Annotated in this window: 15 protein-coding genes; 12 read left to right on the top strand and 3 right to left on the bottom strand. The window is 73.7% G+C overall.

Annotated elements, in window-relative coordinates; genetic code table 11:
• Both WDW90_RS28660 and WDW90_RS28655 read left to right on the top strand, forming a co-directional pair.
• A partial coding sequence (locus WDW90_RS28660; RefSeq protein ID WP_336490904.1) for a Holliday junction DNA helicase RuvB C-terminal domain-containing protein occupies positions 1 to 146 on the top strand: 146 nt, incomplete at its 5' end.
• A 189-nt stretch (positions 147 to 335) separates the two neighbouring features.
• A complete protein-coding gene (locus WDW90_RS28655; protein WP_336490903.1) occupies positions 336 to 2720 on the top strand; it encodes a bifunctional diguanylate cyclase/phosphodiesterase in 2385 nt (794 codons plus the stop codon).
• Positions 2721 to 2740: 20 nt separating this feature from the next.
• Here WDW90_RS28655 and pdxR read toward each other — a convergent pair whose 3' ends face one another.
• Positions 2741 to 4228, bottom strand: coding sequence for a MocR-like pyridoxine biosynthesis transcription factor PdxR (gene pdxR, locus WDW90_RS28650; RefSeq protein ID WP_336490902.1), 1488 nt, complete (start codon positions 4226 to 4228; stop codon positions 2741 to 2743).
• 114 nt (positions 4229 to 4342) lie between these two features.
• Between pdxR and WDW90_RS28645 the strand changes: the two genes are divergently transcribed.
• Complete coding sequence (locus WDW90_RS28645; protein WP_336490901.1) at positions 4343 to 5029, top strand: FMN-binding negative transcriptional regulator; 687 nt, start codon at positions 4343 to 4345, stop codon at positions 5027 to 5029.
• A complete protein-coding gene (locus tag WDW90_RS28640; protein ID WP_336490900.1) occupies positions 5026 to 5760 on the top strand; it encodes a GNAT family N-acetyltransferase in 735 nt (244 codons plus the stop codon). Before WDW90_RS28645 ends, WDW90_RS28640 begins: the two co-directional genes overlap by 4 nt.
• 21 nt (positions 5761 to 5781) lie before the next feature.
• Here WDW90_RS28640 and WDW90_RS28635 read toward each other — a convergent pair whose 3' ends face one another.
• Positions 5782 to 6618: a hypothetical protein gene (locus WDW90_RS28635; RefSeq protein ID WP_336490899.1), complete on the bottom strand. Its 837-nt coding sequence runs from the start codon at positions 6616 to 6618 to the stop codon at positions 5782 to 5784.
• Positions 6619 to 6836: 218 nt separating this feature from the next.
• Between WDW90_RS28635 and osmF the strand changes: the two genes are divergently transcribed.
• The 5 genes from osmF to WDW90_RS28610 all read left to right on the top strand — a co-directional run bounded on the left by osmF (position 6837) and on the right by WDW90_RS28610 (position 12028).
• Positions 6837 to 7766: a glycine betaine ABC transporter substrate-binding protein OsmF gene (gene osmF / locus WDW90_RS28630; RefSeq protein ID WP_488803317.1), complete on the top strand. Its 930-nt coding sequence runs from the start codon at positions 6837 to 6839 to the stop codon at positions 7764 to 7766.
• Entirely contained in the window at positions 7763 to 8974 is a 1212-nt protein-coding gene (locus WDW90_RS28625) for an ABC transporter permease (protein ID WP_336490897.1), read from the top strand. The genes osmF and WDW90_RS28625 overlap by 4 nt, the downstream gene beginning before the upstream one ends.
• Positions 8971 to 9906 (top strand): ABC transporter ATP-binding protein, encoded by a 936-nt coding sequence (locus WDW90_RS28620; RefSeq protein ID WP_336490896.1) that lies wholly within the window; start codon positions 8971 to 8973, stop codon positions 9904 to 9906. Before WDW90_RS28625 ends, WDW90_RS28620 begins: the two co-directional genes overlap by 4 nt.
• On the top strand, positions 9903 to 10661 hold the full coding sequence (locus WDW90_RS28615; RefSeq protein WP_336490895.1) for an ABC transporter permease: 759 nt from the start codon (positions 9903 to 9905) through the stop codon (positions 10659 to 10661). The genes WDW90_RS28620 and WDW90_RS28615 overlap by 4 nt, the downstream gene beginning before the upstream one ends.
• Positions 10662 to 10744: 83 nt before the next feature.
• On the top strand, positions 10745 to 12028 hold the full coding sequence (locus WDW90_RS28610; RefSeq protein WP_336490894.1) for a glutamate carboxypeptidase: 1284 nt from the start codon (positions 10745 to 10747) through the stop codon (positions 12026 to 12028).
• Here the strand turns inward: WDW90_RS28610 and WDW90_RS28605 are convergent.
• Positions 11991 to 12335 (bottom strand): hypothetical protein, encoded by a 345-nt coding sequence (locus tag WDW90_RS28605; protein ID WP_336490893.1) that lies wholly within the window; start codon positions 12333 to 12335, stop codon positions 11991 to 11993. The two genes, WDW90_RS28610 and WDW90_RS28605, sit on opposite strands and share 38 nt — an antisense overlap.
• Before the next feature lie 431 nt (positions 12336 to 12766).
• Here WDW90_RS28605 and WDW90_RS28600 point away from each other — a divergent pair, with 431 nt between their 5' ends.
• The 3 genes from WDW90_RS28600 (at position 12767) to WDW90_RS28590 (ending at position 15578) form a co-directional block, all read left to right on the top strand.
• The gene (locus WDW90_RS28600) at positions 12767 to 13537 is read left to right on the top strand and encodes an ABC transporter ATP-binding protein (RefSeq protein ID WP_336490892.1); all 771 of its coding nucleotides are present in this window, start codon (positions 12767 to 12769) and stop codon (positions 13535 to 13537) included.
• Entirely contained in the window at positions 13530 to 14486 is a 957-nt protein-coding gene (locus WDW90_RS28595) for an ABC transporter permease (RefSeq protein ID WP_336490891.1), read from the top strand. Before WDW90_RS28600 ends, WDW90_RS28595 begins: the two co-directional genes overlap by 8 nt.
• A gap of 81 nt (positions 14487 to 14567) precedes the next feature.
• A complete protein-coding gene (locus WDW90_RS28590) occupies positions 14568 to 15578 on the top strand; it encodes an ABC transporter substrate-binding protein (protein WP_431311141.1) in 1011 nt (336 codons plus the stop codon).
• Positions 15579 to 15761 lie beyond the last annotated feature (183 nt).

Raw genomic sequence — 15761 nt, 5'->3', positions numbered from 1 at the left:
AGCCCTACCTGATCCAGAAGGGCTTCGTGCAGCGCACCCCGCGCGGACGCATCCTCACGCCCCACGCCTTCCGACATCTCGGCCTCACAACGCCAAAACCCGAGGCGCGGGAGGACGGTCTGCGGGCATGCGCGGACGCCGCCTGACCGGTGGCGGAACGTCCGAGCGCCGAGGCGGGCGGCGCTCCTCGGGCAAGCCCGCGCAATCGTTCCCGATCCGGCAAGACCGGATTAACGACGGCGGTTTCGAGGCGCGGCCGGCGCCGTGATCTTAAGGGCGCATTCGGATTTCAGGGCGCCTATTCGGGTGATCGAATTCACCTCTGGTCGTATCCTATGCTCAAGGTCGTCGGTTGTTTCGTCGGCGCGCATGACCTGTGGCTGGTGGCCCTGGCCGCCGCGATCTGCGCGCTCGCCGCGGTCACGGCGGTCGAGCTCCTGCGCCACGCCCGCAAGGCCGCCGGGGCGCTGCGCACGGCCTGGCTGTGCGTGGCGGCCGCCGCGGGCGGGTCGGGCATCTGGGCGACCCATTTCGTCGCGGTGCTGGCCTTCGACCCGGGGCTCCCGAGCGCCTACGATCTCGGCCTGACAAGCCTCTCGCTCGTCTACGCGGTGGTCCTGACCGGCTGCGGCCTCGCGGTCGCCCTGACGGGCATTCCGTTCGCGCCCGTGCTCGGCGGCGCGATCCTGGGAGGCGGCATCGCGGCCATGCACTTCACCGGCATGGCCGCGTTCGAGATCCCGGGTCAATTCGCCTGGGACCCCGTTCTGGTCGCGGCCTCCCTCGTCCTCGGCGTGCTCCTCGGCGGCGCGGCCCTGCCGGTCGCCCTGAGGCGGGAGAGCCTGCGGGGCCGGGCCGCCGGCGCCGCGCTGCTCCTCGCCGCCATCTGCAGCCACCACTTCACCGCCATGGGGGCCGTCACCATCGTCCCCGACCCGTCGCTCGCGATCTCGGAAGCCGCCGTGCCCGCGCGCTGGCTCGCCATGGCCGTCGCGCTGGCCAGCATCCTCATCCTGCTCCTGTCCTGCGCGGCGCTCGCCCTCGACATCCGGGACCGCCGCCACGCCGCGCTCGAGGGCGAGCGCCTGCGCAGCCTCGCCAACGCGGCCGTCGAAGGGCTGGTCGTGTGCCGCGGCGACACCGTCGTCAGCGCCAACGACAGCTTCGCCCAGCTCGCGGGCGTCGCTACCGCGGCACTCGCCGACACGACCCTGTCGCGCTTCCTGCCCGATTCCGCGGCCCGCCTCGCGCTCGCCAGCCAGCCGGACCAGGCGGTGGAGACCGAGCTGCACCCGATCGGCGGCGGCACGATCCCGGTCGAGCTGATCACGCGGCCGATCGTCTACGGCAACCAGCCCCACTACGCCGTCGCGGTGCGCGACCTGCGGGCCCGGCGGCGCGCCGAGGGACGGATCCAGTTCCTGGCCCACCACGATGCGCTCACGGGCCTGGCCAACCGGGCGCGATTCAGCCAGCGGCTCGACCAGGAGCTCAAGCTCGCCGAGGCGACCGGCCGCAAGCTCGCCGTCCTCTGCCTCGATCTCGATCGGTTCAAGGAGGTCAACGACCTGTTCGGGCACGCTGCCGGCGACGCGATGCTGGTGAACGTGGCACGCCTCGTCACGGGCGTCCTCGACGAGACCCACCTGATGGCGCGCCTCGGCGGCGACGAGTTCGCGATCCTGGCCGTCTGCGATCACGCGGTGACGGCCGGGCGCCTGGCCGAGCGCGTCCTGGAAGCCCTGCGCAGCGGCGGCGCGGAGGCGGCCGGCCCGCTCGCCGCCACCAGCATCGGCATCGCGCTCTATCCCGACGATGCGGGCGAGCGCAACGTCCTGATGAGCTACGCCGACACCGCCCTCTACCGCGCCAAGTCGGAGGGGCGGGGCACCTACCGGTTCTTCGAGCCGAAGATGGGCGCGCAGGTGCGCGAGCGGCGGCTCCTCGAGCACGACCTGCGCCACGCCGTGGCGCGCGGCGAGATGCACCTCGCCTACCAGCCGCAGACGGAAGTGGGGACGGGCACCGTCACCGGCTTCGAGGTGCTGCTGCGCTGGCAGCACCCCGAGCGCGGCCCGATCTCGCCGGCCCTGTTCATCCCGGCCGCCGAGGAGAGCGGCGCGATCCTGCAGATCGGCGAGTGGGTGCTGCGCGAGGCCTGCCGGGAGGCCGCGACCTGGCCGAATCCGCTCGGGGTGGCGGTCAACGTCTCGGCCGTGCAGATCCACGCACCGCACTTCGTGCAGCTCGTCCACGAGGTCCTGTTCGAGACCGGGCTCCGGCCCGAGCGCCTCGAGATCGAGATCACCGAGACGGCCGTGATCCGGGATCCCGCCCGCGCCCTCGCGACCCTGCGCCAGGTGAAGGCCCTCGGGGTGCGCATCGCCATGGACGATTTCGGCACGGGCTACTCGTCCCTGTCGAACCTGCGCTCCTTCCCGTTCGACAAGATCAAGATCGACGGGTCCTTCATCCGGGCGGTCGACGCGAACGAGCAGACGGCCGCGATCGTGCGCTCGGTGCTCGGCCTCGGCCGCGGCCTCGGCCTGCCCGTCCTGGCCGAGGGGGTGGAGACGGATGCGGAGCTGCGCTTCCTCGCCGCGGAGAATTGCCACGCGGCCCAGGGCTACCTGATGGGCCGGCCGGCCCCGATCGATCGCTTCGCGCAGCACACGCACGGGAGCGCGTCGGCGGAGCCGGCGACCTCACGGGCGGCCTGACGCGGCGCCGGCCGCAACCCTCAGGCCCGCAGCGCCGCCGCCATGCGCAGCACGGCCGGCTCGACCGCCCGCTCGGGCACGCCGGCATAGCCGAGCAGGAGGCCGGGCTTCGCCGCGGCCCGGTCCGCGAAATAGGGGGAGAGGGCGGTGACCGTGACGCCGGCCCGCGCGCAGGCGGCGACCGCCGCCTCGTCCTCGAAGCGCGCGGCCCGATCCGGGACCGGCCGCGCCACGAGGTGCAGGCCGCCCTCGAGCGGGGGCACGTCGAGGAGGCCCGCGAGGTGCCGGCGCGCCGCCGCGACGAGCGCCGCCTGACGCGCCGCGTAGAGCCGGCGGGTTCGGCGCAGATGCGCGGCGAAATGGCCCTCGTCGAGGAAGCGGGCGAGCGCGCCCTGGCCGAGCGCCGAGGCGGCGATGCCAGCCCCGGCGAGCGCGCGCGACACCGGCGCCACGAGGGCGGGGGGCAGCACGAGGTAGCTCAGCTGCAGGGCGGGCAGCAGCACCTTCGAGAAGCTGCCCGCGTAGATGACCCGGCCGGCCCGGTCGAGGGCGTGGAGCGGCGCCAGCGGCCGGCCGGCATAGCGGTACTCGCCGTCGTAATCGTCCTCGACGACGAAGCCGTCCCGCGCCTCCGCCCAGGCCAGGAGCGCGAGCCGGTTCTCCGGGCCCATCATGGTGCCGAGCGGGTAGTGCTGGGCCGGCGTGACCACGGCGAGCCGCGCCTCCGGCGCGAGCGCCCGCGCCCGGCCCGCGTCGAAGCCGTGGGGGCCGACGGGCACCGGCACCGTGGCGAGGCCCGCATCCCGCAGGGCGCGGGAAAGGCCCGGGAAGCCCGGCTCCTCCACGAGCGCCGCCTCGCCCGGATCGAGCAGGAGCTCGGCGACGAGCCGTAGGCTCTGGCGGATGCCGGACGTCACGATCACGGCGTCCTCCGTGCAGGCGACGCCGCGCCCGGCCGAGAGATAGGCGGCGACCGCCCGGCGCAGGCGCGGGTCGCCGAGGGGGTGCGGGTGCGCGCAGGCGCCGTGCCGCCACTCGGCCTGGAGGAGCCGCGCCCAGGTCTCGAACGGGAAGGCGTCGAGGGCCGGGCGGCCGAGCGCGAAGGCGCCCGCGCCGTCCCCCGGGAGGCCGGCGGCCGAGGCGGCCGCGAGCCGCGCGCCGCGGCGCGACAGGACCGGCGGGGCGGCGGAGGGGGCGGGCGCCCCGGCCGGGCCGCGGGGCCGGCTCAGGAGATCGTCGGGCAGCGTCGCGGCGACGCGGGTGCCCGAGCCCGCCCGCGTCGTCAGGTAGCCCTCGGCCACGAGCTGCTCGAGGGCGAGCAGCACCGTGCCGCGGGCGCAGCCGAGATCGGCCGCGAGCCCGCGGGAGGCGGGCAGGCGCGCCCCGGGCGCGAGGCGCCCGGCCAGGATGGCGGCGCGCAAGGCCTCGCGCACCTGCGCGTGGAGCGGCCGGCCCGCGCCCGGATCGAGGCCGAGCTGGAGCGGCAGCAGGCCGTGCTTGCGGTGCATGTCCCCTCAACTGGTCCAGTCCATTCTCGGAAACTGGACCTTCCGGATGATCCGCCTTCCGTCAAGACATCGCTCCGCGAGCCGGCCGGCCGCCCGACCTTGAGAGGACGCCCCGTGTACCTGCCCCCGCATTTCCGCGAGGACGACGTCGCCGCCCAGCACGCGCTGATCCGCGCGCGCCCGCTCGGCCTGCTGATCAGCGCGGGCGCCGGCGGGCTGATGGCGAACCCGGTACCGTTCCTGATCGACGCCGACGGCGCCGGGCTCGGGACGCTCCGGGCGCACCTCGCCCGCGCCAACCCGCAATGGCGCGATCTCGACGGGCTGTCCGAGTGCCTCGTCGTGTTCCAGGGGCCGGACGCCTACGTCACGCCCTCGTGGTATGCCACGAAGCGCGAGACCGGGAAGGTCGTGCCTACCTGGAACTACGCCGCCGTGCAGGCGCGGGGGCGCCCGCGCGTCGTGGAGGACGCGGCCTGGCTCGCGCGGCAGATCGACGACCTGACCCGCCTGCAGGAGGGCCGCCGGCCCGAGCCCTGGGCGGTGGCGGACGCGCCCGAGCCGTTCCTCGCCGCGCAGCTGAAGGGCATCGTCGGCATCGAGATCCCGATCAGCGCGCTCGCCGGCAAGTGGAAGGTGAGCCAGAACCGGCCGGAGGCCGACCGCGCCGGGGTGGCGGCCGGGCTGATCCGGGAGGGCGGCCCCGGCGACCCGATGGCCCGCCTCGTCGCGGCGGGGGGCGGGCGGCCAGGGGGCAAGGCAGGAGGACCGGCAGGAGGACCGGCAGGAGGACAGCCATGAGCCTTGGCGCCCCGGAAGCGGGCGAAGCGGGCGCGCGCCTGAACGCCCACGGCCAGCCGGTCGGCCCCGCCCTGCCGGGATGGACCCCGCGCCCGCGCCCGCCGCGCACGCCGATGCGGGGGCGCCTGTGCCGGATCGAGCCCCTCGACCCCGCGCGCCACGCCGCCGACCTCTACGCCGCGCTGGCGGGCGAGCCGGCCGGCTGGACCTACCTGTTCGACGAGCCGCCCGCGAGCGCGGCGGCCTATCGCGCGCGCCTCGCGGAGCGTTCGGCGAGCGAGGACCCGCTGCATCACGCGATCCTCGACGCCGGGAGCGGGCGCGCGCTGGGGCTTGCCGCCTATCTCAGGATCGAGCCCGGCCACGGCGCCATCGAGGTCGGCCACATCCAGTTCGGCCCCGGCCTCGCCCGCCGCCCGGCCGGCACCGAGGCGATGGCCCTGATGATGGCGCGCGCCTTCGACGAGCTCGGCTACCGCCGCTACGAGTGGAAATGCGACAGCCTCAACGCGCCCTCGCGCGCGGCCGCCCTGCGCTACGGCTTCACCTTCGAGGGCATCTTCCGCAACGCGATCGTCACCAAGGGGCGCTCGCGGGACACGGCCTGGTTCTCGGTCACCGACGCCGAGTGGCCGCGTCTGCGCGCCGCCTTCGCGGCCTGGCTCGACCCGGCCAATCTCGATGCGAACGGCCGCCAGCGCCGCGCGCTCGGCACGCTCAGGGACGGGTGAGGCGGGACGGGCGCCGCCCGATCAGGCGACGAATCCGTGCGAGGAGATGATCCCGACCGGGTGGGGCGGGTCGTTCCGGCCGATCCAGCCGCAGACATGGGTGAAGCAGACGTTCCGGGGCTGCAGGCCGAAGCGCCGGATCGCGTCCCGCGCGATGCGGTCGAAGGCGTGCCGCATCTCGGGCGAGTAGAGGTCGTCCCAGACCATCGTGAAGCCGGCCTGATCGAGGAGGCGCCGGTCCGTGATCTGGCGCCACTCCTCCAGGATCGCGTGCCCCTCGTGGACGGCGTCGGAGAACACGACGTCGAAGCGGCATCCGTCGAGCTTCGCCCAGACGACGTCGTCGAACAGGCTGCCGGCGATGTAGGTCAGGGTATTGCCGTTGTCCGGAAAGACGTGGCGGGCGACGAGATTGTCCCGGGTCCGGATCGACGGGATGCCGGGCGCGAACGGCTCGGCTTCGAAGAGGCGCAGCCTGGCCGCGAGCGGCGGGTTGATATCCTCGATCTCCAGCGCGAAGATCCGGAGGTCGTCGCGGTGGTGCAGGACCTGCCACAGCGTCTTGCCCAGCGAGACTCCGATCTCGAGGTAGCGGGCCTCGCCCGGAACGGACCGGATGATGGATCCGAGGATGTCGGAGATCGTGGTCTCCTCGCCGAGCGGGCGGTTCATCGACGCCATGGTTTCGGGCAGGATGCCGTAATGGCCGACCGACGCCGCCAGGGCAGCCGGATCGGCCCAATCCGCGACCTCGGACAGCGCCCGCCTGTTCGCCCGCTTGGCAAGGTCCAGCGTCCCGGGATCGATCCGGAGATGACCTTTCGCCTGCGTCACGTCGCGCCCGCGATAGTACTGCATAAATCTGCGGTTGTATCTCAAACGATGCCTGAGAGACCGCACCAGCGTATTCATGCAGACCAACTCCGAACGACCGACGGATACTTCCTGCATAACGGCCAAGATCGGCGCAAACGCCCACAAATGATGGCACGAAGCTTGAAGTCCGCCGCCGGCAGGCAGGTCGCCCGGCGCCCCGCCCGGCGGCCCGTCGCGCCGGACTCCCTCCGGTGAGGAGGCTGGCCTGGCTCGGCGCCGGGCTCCTCGCGGGCCTCGCGGCCGCGGCCTGGTCGGGCGGGGGCGGCTGGCCGGGGTCGCGGCCGGCCTCCGTCGTCGTGTCGTCCAAGCTCGACACGGAGGGCGGCGTCCTCGGCTACGTGATCCTGCGGGCGCTCGAGGCCCGGGGCATCCCGGTCACCGACAAGGTCCAGCTCGGGGCGACGCCGATCCTCAGGCAGGCGATCATCCAGGGCCAGGTCGACATCTACCCCGAATATACCGGCAACGCGGCCTTCTTCTTCAACAAGCCCGACCTGCCGGTCTGGAAGCGGGCCGCGGCCGGCTACGCGCTCGCCAAGCGGCTCGACTTCGAGGCCCACCGCATCGTCTGGCTGTCGCCGGCCTCGGCCGACAACACCTGGTCGATCGCGGTCCGCCGGGACGTCGCCGAGCCGAACGGCCTGCGGACGATGTCGGATTTCGGCCGCTACGTGGCGGGCGGCGGCGCCATCACGCTCGCCGCCTCGACGGAGTTCGTGTCCTCCCCCGCGACGCTGCCGGCCTTCGAGGCGGCCTACGGCTTCCGGCTCGCGCCGGCGGCGCTGATCACGCTGTCGGGCGGCGATACCGCCGCCACCATCGCGGCCGCCGCGCAGGGGGTCTCCGGCGCCAACGCCGCCATGGCGTACGGGACGGACGGCGCGGTGGCGCCGCTCGGGCTCCTGGCGATGGCGGACGACAAGGGGGTGCAGCCGGTCTACCTGCCGGCGCCGATCGTGCGCGAGGCGGTGCTGGCGGCGCATCCGGAGATCGCCGCCATCCTGAAGCCGGTCTTCGAGGCCCTCGACCTCGCGACGCTGCGGGAGCTGAACGGGCGGGTGCAGCTCGGCGGCGAGCCGGCCGCCCGCGTCGCCGCCGAGTTCCTCGCCCGGAAGGGCTTCGGCCCGTGAGGGCGCGCGAGGCCGAGCGCGGGCCGCCGCGGGCGCGGGGCAGCGCGCCCGCCCGGCCGGCCCTCGACCGGCTCGGGCTCCTGCTCGCCGCGATCGTCGGGTGCGCCCTCGCCCTGCAGCCCTTCGCGCTCGCCCGCCCGAACCGGATCGCGGCGGCGGCGCCGGAGTTCTTGTGGAACGCCCTCGATCCGCTGCGGGCGGGCCTCGCCGGGGCGGCCTTCGCCGCGGCCGCGCTCCTGCTCGCCTTCCGCAACCCGCCCCGGCTGCGGCTCGCCGCCGCGGCGGCGGCGCTCCTGCTGCTCGGGCTCGCGTCCGGCTGGTCGGCCCGGCACCTGACCCCGCCCGGCAACGCCTATATCCGCGTCTCGCCCGGCGGCGGCGCCTGGCTGATGCTGCTCGCCTACGCGCTCGCCGTCGCCGATGCCCTGGCGCGCCTGCGCCTATCGCCGCTCGGCCGCCTCGGCGCGCTCGGGATCGCGGCGGCGGCGCTCGTCCTCCTCCTGTGGTCGGGCGCCTGGGACCCGATCTCGGTGATGCGCGAATATGCGAGCCGGGCGGACGGCTTCCGGCGGGAGCTGCGGGTGCACGCGCTCCTCGCCCTCGGCTCGCTCGCGGCCGCGGCGATCGTCGGCGTGCCGCTCGGCATCCTCTGCCACCGGTCCCCCGGCCTGCGCGGCCTCGTCCTCGGCGGGCTCAACCTGCTCCAGACCATTCCCTCGATGGCCCTGTTCGGCCTGCTGATCGTCCCGCTCGCCTGGGTCGCGATCAACCTGCCGGGCGCCGCCGCCCTCGGCATCGCCGGCATCGGGCCGGCGCCCGCGCTGATCGCGCTCGTCGCCTACGCGCTCCTGCCCGTCGTCTCGGCCACGGTGACCGGCCTCGAGGCCGTGCCGAGGGCGGTTCGCGACGCGGCCGACGGGATGGGGATGACGGGCCGCCAGCGCCTCCTCGCGGTCGAGCTGCCCCTGGCCCTGCCGGCCCTGCTCGCGGGCGTGCGCATCGTTCTGGTGCAGAATATCGGGCTCGCGGTCATCGCGGGGCTCGTCGGGGGAGGGGGGCTCGGCACCTTCGTGTTCCAGGGCATCAGCCAGACCGCGACCGATCTCGTCCTGCTCGGGGCCTTGCCGACGGTGGCCATGGCCTTCGCGGCGGCGATCGTGCTCGATGCCTGCGTCGAGCTGAGCCGGGGCGGGGGAGGGGCCGCGTGATCGAGATCCGGGCGCTCAGCCGCCTCTATGCCGGCCGCACGGCGGTCGACCGCGTGTCGATGGACGTGGAGCGGGGCGAGATCGCCGTCGTGGTCGGGACCTCGGGGTCGGGCAAGACGACCCTGCTGCGGATGATCAACCGGCTGGTCGAGCCCAGCGCCGGCACCGTCCGGATCGACGGCCGCGACCACCGCGACCTGCCCGCGCACGCGCTGCGCCGCGGCATCGGCTACGCCATCCAGGGCCACGGCCTGTTCCCGCACCGCACGGTGGCGGAGAACATCGCCACCGTGCCGGGCCTCCTCGGCTGGGAGCGGAGCCGGATCGACGCGCGGGTGGACGGGCTCCTGGCCCAGTTCGGGCTCGACCCGGCCGAGTTCCGGGACCGGATGCCCCGGGAGCTCTCGGGCGGCCAGCAGCAGCGCGTCGGGGTCGCCCGGGCGCTCGCGGCCGAGCCCGCCATCCTGCTGATGGACGAGCCCTTCGGCGCCCTCGACCCGGTCCTGCGCGCCAAGGCGCAGGCCGACCTGCTGGCGATCCAGGCGAGCACCGGCACCACCATCGTGCTGGTGACGCACGACATGGACGAGGCGATCCGCCTCGGCAGCCGCATCGCCGTGATGGATGCGGGCCGGCTCGTGCAATACGCGCGCCCCGCCGAGATCGTGGCGCGCCCGGCCGCCCCCTTCGTCGAGGCGCTTCTGGGGCCGGGCGAGCGCGCCTTCCGGCTCCTCGCGCTGGCGCGGGTGGAGGAGGAGACGGAGCCCGGGACGGCGCCGGGCACGCCGGTCGCGGCCGAGGCCACGCTGCGCGAGGCGCTCGCCGAGAGCCTCTGGTCCGGGCGCGAGGCGCTTCCCGTCAGCCGCGGCGGCAGCCTGATCGGCCGCATCACCCGCGCCGCCCTCGCGCGCCGGGCGGCGGGGCCGCGATGAGGCCCGGGCGCCTGATCCGGCCCGGACTCGCCGGGCTGCTCCTCGCGTTCCTGGCCGCGCCCGCCGCCTTCGCGCCGCTCCTCGCGCCGCTGACTGAGAACGGCGCGCCCGCGATCTACGCGCAGACCCCGCTCTGGAGCCTCGCGGCGCAGCACCTGCTCCTCGTCCTCGCGGCGACGGCGGCCGCGAGCCTCGTGGCGGTGTCGCTGGCGATCCTCGTCACCCGCAAGGCCGGGGCGGAGTTCCTGCCGCTGTCGCGCGCGCTCGCCGATCTCGGCCAGACCTTCCCGCCGGTCGCGGTGCTGGCGCTCGCCGTGCCGCTCCTCGGCTTCGGCGCCGTGCCGACGCTGGTCGCGCTCTTCCTCTACGGGCTGCTGCCGGTCTTCGAGACCGCGCTGGCGGGCCTCACGGCCATCCCGCCGGAGGTGGCCGAGGCCGCGCGCGGCATGGGCCTGACGGAGCGCCAGCGCCTGCGGATGGTCGAGCTGCCGCTTGCCTGGCCCGTCATCCTGTCGGGCATCCGCCTGTCGGCGGTGATCGCGCTCGCGACCGCGACCATCGGCTCGACGGTGGCGGCCAGCACCCTCGGGGAGGTCATCGTCGCGGGCCTCCTCACCGGCAACACCGCCTTCGTGCTGCAGGGCGGCCTGATCGTCGGGACGCTCGCCGTGCTGATCGACGGCGGCTTCCGCGCCGCCGAGCGGCGGGCGCGGCTTCGCCTCGGCCTGTCCGATCCGCCGGCCGGCGGGCCGTGATCGGGCACGGCGTTGGCCGGGCAACCTCGCCCCGGCCCCGCGCTACCCTAACTCGTCCGGTGTCCTGACCGGAGCGGATGCCCATGACCCGACGCCTCCTCCTCGCGCTCGCCGGCGTGCTCGCCGTCACCCCCGCCCTGGCGCCCCGCCGCGCCGCGGCGGAAGCCGATGCCCGGCCCGACGCCGGCGTGCTCGCCGCCGTGACGGCGCAGGAGAAGCCCCTGCGCGAGACCCTGGCCGAGCTCGTCAACATCGACACCGGGACGGGCACCGTCGCCGGGCTCGCCCGGGTCGAGGCCATCCTGCGCGCACGGCTCGAGGCGCTGGGCTTCACGGTCGATGCGCGCCCGGCCCCGACCTTCGGCGGCAACACCCTGGTCGGCACCCTCAAGGGCGGCGGCAGCCGCCGGCTGATGCTGCTCGTCCACTACGACACGGTCTTCGGCGAGGGCGAGGCCGGCAAGCGCCCCTATACCGAGCGGGACGGGCGCGCCTACGGCCCGGGCGTGGCCGACGCCAAGGGCGGGATCGCCGTCATCCTGCACACCCTCGCGGCCCTGAAGACCCTCGGCATCCCGGATCTCGGCACCATCACGGTGGTGTTCAACCCCGACGAGGAGCGCGGCTCCCGCGGCTCGAACGCGGTGATCCACGGCGTCGCCGCGGACCAGGACGCCGTCCTCTCCTTCGAGCCGAGCTTCGCGGTCGAGGAGGCCTCCGACGCGGCGACGATCGCCACCAAGGGCATCAACTACGCGAGCCTCACCGTGACGGGCCGCTCCGCGCATGCGGGCGGCGCGCCCGAGACGGGGCGCAACGCCGTGACCGAGCTCGCCCACCAGATCCTGCAGCTGCAGGATCTCGGCGACCCGGGGAAGGGCACCAGCCTGCACTGGACCGTCGTCCAGGGTGGCACCAAGTCCAACATCATCCCGGACCAGGCCAGGGCCGAGGGCGACATGCGCTACTTCGAGCCCGGCGAGTACGACCGGGTCCTCGCCGAGGCGCGCCGGATCACGCAGGCGCACCGCGTGCCCGACACGCAGGTGGCCTTCGGGCTGACGAAGGGCCGCCCGCCCCTGCCGGCGAACCCGGAGACGCGCGCCCTCGGCGAGCGGGCGCAGGCGATCTACCGCGAGATCGGGCGCGACCTCAGGCTCGTCGAGATCGGCGGGGGCACGGATGCGGCCTACGCCTTCCAGCCCGGCAGCCCGGGCCGGCCCGTGGTGCTCGAATCCCTCGGGGTGGTCGGCGGGCGCTACCACAGCCCCGAGGAATTCGCAGTGCTCGACAGCATCGTGCCGCGCCTCTACCTCGCCACGCGCCTCGTCACGCAGCTCGCGCAGCCGGCGGGAGCAGGCCGCTGAGCGCGCCGGTGCGGCCGGGCAGGCCCGGCTCGTGGTCGCACCGGTAGGGGCGCCCGTCCTCGCCGCGCACATGCGTGACGCGCCCGCCCGATTCCCGGCACGCCGCCCCGAACACGGCGAGCGCGCGGTGCTCGCTGACGGCGAGGCTGAGGGGCATGAGCATGACGGGGAGCAGGAACCAGGCGATCAGGCCGAGCATCCATCCGTTGAGCCGCGGGGGCGGCGTCCGCCCTTCCCGCCAGGGCCGCTCGAGCGGAAGCGGCGCGAGGAAGGCCGCCGTGAGCCCGAGCCAGCCGAGTGCGTCCATGGCCGATCCTCCCGATACGCGGGCAAGGCCGGCAGGGGAGCCGCGCGCGAGGACGTCCGAGGTGCCGGCCAGGCCTGCCCGCGTCACGATTCTGCCGCGGCCGCGGGGCCCGGGGCAAGCCGCGCCGGCCGGACGGTTCTCGCAAGAAGAAAATCCTGTCTTATAAATAATAGCGAATGCCTTTACAGGTTTTCGGCCGCTTGCTACCGTTAGAGGACGGAACCGGATAAAACCCGGTCCGCCACGCCGCCTGGCGGCTCGATCGTTCCGCCGGGGTTGCGCCAGCCACGCGGGGAGCGGTTCCGGCTCTCTTCCGGCGAGCCGGCCAGAGCCCGCCATCCAGGCCCGTGTCCTGCCCGTCACCGGCAGGGCAGGTGAACCGCACATGCGGCAAGGACCGCGGCACGAGCCGCGGCGCCAGGGAGGATCGGATGAGCTTCGAAGGGCCTCTGCTCGAGGTTGACGGGGTGACGCTCCGTTACAAGACACCCCAGCATCTCGTGACCGCGACCTATCGGGTGGATTTCAAGGTCCTGCCGAGCGACCGCTTCGTCCTACTCGGGCCCTCGGGCTGCGGGAAGTCGACCCTGCTGAAGGCGGTGGGCGGCTACATGGCGCCGACCGAGGGCGAGATCCGGCTGAAGGGCCGGGTCGTCACCGGGCCGGGCCCCGACCGCATGATGGTGTTCCAGGAGTTCGACCAGCTCCTCCCCTGGAAGACCGTGAAGCAGAACGTGGTGTTCGCGCTCGAGGCCTCGCGCCGCCTCGTCGGCCGGGCGGCCGAGGAGCGCGCGATGCACTACATCGACAAGGTCCACCTCTCGAAATTCGCCGACAGCTACCCGCACACGCTCTCGGGCGGCATGAAGCAGCGCGTGGCGATCGCCCGCGGCATGGCGATGGAGCCCGACATCCTGCTGATGGACGAGCCGTTCGCGGCGCTCGACGCGCTGACGCGCCGCCGCATGCAGGACGAGCTCCTCGCCCTCTGGGACGGCACCCGCTTCACGGTCCTGTTCGTGACCCACTCGATCCCGGAGGCGATCAAGATCGGCTCCCGGATCCTGCTGCTCTCCCCCCATCCCGGCGAGGTCAAGGCGGAGATCAACAGCACCGGCTCGCCGCAGGACCAGCTGCATCTGGAGAGCCGCATCCAGCACATGCTGTTCTCCGAGGAGATCCGGGAGGCGGAGAATGTCTAGGTCCGTGAGCGCCGCGCCGCTTGCCCCCGGCCCGGCGGCCCCGACGCCCCCCGATCCCTTGATCCCCGATCCCTTGATCACCGATCACCTGGACCACGACCGGCCCGAGATCATCCGCGAGCGGACGGGCGCGCAGGGCGGGGCGGTGGTCGAGAAGCCCCTGTCGCCCTTCGAGCGCCTCTACAACCAGGCCTGGCTGCGCAAGCTCCTGATCCTGGCGGTGCTCGCCCTGATCTGGGAGGCCTACGGGCGCTACCTCGACAACGACCTCCTGTTCCCGACCTTCTCGGCGACGGTGACGGCCTTCGCCCGGGGCGTGGCGGACGGAACCCTGGTGGCGCGGGCCTGGGGCTCGATCCGGGTGCTGCTCGTCGGCTACGGGCTCGGGATCGTGCTGGCGACCGTGCTCACGGGCCTCGCCATGGCCTCGCGGATCGGCACCGACTTCCTCGAGACGATGACCTCGATGCTGAACCCGCTGCCGGCCATCGCGCTGCTGCCGCTGGCGCTGATCTGGTTCGGCCTCGGCAACGGGAGCCTCGTCTTCGTGCTGGTGCATTCGGTGACCTGGGCGATCGCGCTCAACACCCATTCGGGCTTCCTGTCGGTGAGCCGGACCCTCAAGATGGTGGGGCGCAATTACGGCCTCGGCGGCGCGGGCCTGATCCGCAAGATCCTGATCCCGGCGGCCTTCCCGAGCATCCTCACCGGCCTCAAGGTCGGCTGGGCCTTCGCGTGGCGCACCTTGATCGCGGCCGAGCTCGTGTTCGGGGTGAGCTCGGGCTCGGGCGGCCTCGGCTGGTTCATCTTCGAGAACAAGAACACGCTCGACATCCCGAACGTCTTCGCCGGGCTGCTCACGGTGATCCTGATCGGCCTCGTCGTCGAGAACCTGATCTTCCAGACGATCGAGCGCCGCACCATCCAGCGCTGGGGCATGCAGGCCTGAGCGCGGCCCGCCGGCCCCCGACGCGATCCGGCCGGGCCGGCGGCCAACCGAACGCAATCGCAAACGGGCGAGGAGACCATGATGGGCAAGGGTTGGGTGCGGCTGCTCGGGACGGCAGCCCTGGTGTTGGCGGGCACGGTCGCGGCCCGGGCCGAGGTGGAGACCGTGCGTCTCGCCAAGCAGTTCGGCATCTCCTACCTGCCGCTGACCCTGATGGAGGAGGAGCAGTTCCTGGAGAAGCAGGCCCGCCAGCGCGGCCTCGCGGTCAAGACGGAGTGGCTCCGCTTCACCGGCGGCTCGGGCATGAACGAGGCGCTGCTGTCGGGCAACCTCGACTTCGCGGCGGGCGGCGTCGGACCGATGCTGACGATCTGGGGGCGCACCCGCGGCAACCTGATGGTGAAGGGCGTGGCGGCCCTCAACGCGATGCCGCTCTGGCTCGTGACGGTCAATCCGGACGTCAAGTCGATCAAGGACTTCACGGGCAAGGACAAGATCGCGCTGCCCACAGTGAAGAGCTCGATCCAGGCCATCACCCTCCAGATGGCCGCCGAGCAGGCCTTCGGGAAGGGCGAGCAGGGCAAGCTCGACCCGCTCACGGTCTCGATGGGGCATCCCGACGCGCAGACCGCGATGCTGAGCGGGCGCTCGGAGATCACCGCCCATTTCGGCTCGCCGCCCTTCCAGGAGCTCGAGCTGAAGGACCCGCGCGCCCGCAAGGTGCTCGACAGCTACGACGTGCTCGGCGGCCCCCACACCTTCAACCTGGTCTGGGCGAGCAGCCGCTTCGTCAACGCCAACCCCAAGATCGTCGCCGCCTTCGTGGCCGCCCTCGAGGACAGCCTCGCGCTGATCCGGACCGACCCGGCCAGGGCCGCCACCCTCTGGATCAAGGCCGAGAACGCCAAGCTCAGCCAGGAGGAGGCCGAGGAGATCATCCGCTCGCCCCAGAACGAGTGGACCACCGCGCCCAAGCGCATGCTGGCCTATCTCGAGTACATGAACCGGGCCGGCCTCGTCACCGCCAAGGCCAGCGACCCGAGCGAGCTGTTCTTCGCCGTCCCGGGCGCGACGGCGGGCAAGGACAAGTAGCGCCGCCCGCAACCCGGCGCACGGGCACGGGCACGCCGCGGATCGCGGATGCGCCGTGCCCGGTTTCCGGTTCAGGGCAGGATGTCAGGGCAAGAGGCTCGGCAGGGCCAGCCCCGCCGTCGTCAGGCCGATGATCGCCAGCAGCGCCAGGACGATCGTGCGGAACCGGGCCTGGTCGATCCG

The sequence above is a fragment of the Methylobacterium nigriterrae genome (genome assembly GCF_037106235.1).
Classification (GTDB): domain Bacteria; phylum Pseudomonadota; class Alphaproteobacteria; order Rhizobiales; family Beijerinckiaceae; genus Methylobacterium; species Methylobacterium nigriterrae.
The sequence above is the reverse complement of the archived record's forward strand: the minus strand, read 5'-3'. Positions and strand labels throughout refer to the sequence as shown.